The sequence below is a fragment of the Brevundimonas sp. P7753 genome (genome assembly GCF_013386595.1).
GTDB lineage: Bacteria > Pseudomonadota > Alphaproteobacteria > Caulobacterales > Caulobacteraceae > Brevundimonas > Brevundimonas bullata.
In genome coordinates this window covers 1-432 of record NZ_JACARP010000202.1, presented here as the reverse complement: position 1 = coordinate 432, position 432 = coordinate 1, and the positions used below count along the sequence as shown (strand labels likewise).

The 432-nt window shown below is 72.7% G+C and carries 1 protein-coding gene; it reads left to right on the top strand.

Annotation, left to right across the window (positions count from 1 at the left end; translation table 11 throughout):
* Nucleotides 1-432: LysR substrate-binding domain-containing protein (locus HX774_RS19090; protein ID WP_255500560.1), on the top strand; the 432-nt coding region annotated here is incomplete at both ends.

The window sequence follows — 432 nt, the reverse complement described above, 5'->3', positions numbered from 1 at the left end:
CGGCGTGCGGCAGGTGTCGCTGACGCCCGAGGGCGAGCGGCTGGCCACGGCCTCGATCGAGGCCATGACCCTGTTGCGGCGCGCCGTGGCCGACGTGGTCGAGGCCGATCAGGGCGTGCTGGCCATCACCACGCTGCAGACCCTGGCGACCCAGTGGCTGGCGACGCGGCTGGGGTCTTTCCAGCTCGACAACCCCGATCTGGCGGTGCGGGTGGACACCAGTCCGACCCTGTCGATGCTGGGCGCCGACGGGCTGGACGTGGCCCTTCGGTTCGGCTCGGGTCAGTGGGCGGGGCTGGAGAGCCGTTTCCTGATGCCTGCCGTCTTCACCCCCCTGTGCAGCCCGGCCATGCGCGACCGGCTGGACCTGAAGGCCCCCGCCGACCTGAAGCGCGCCCATCTGGTCGGCGAGCCGCGCGAATGGGCCGCCTG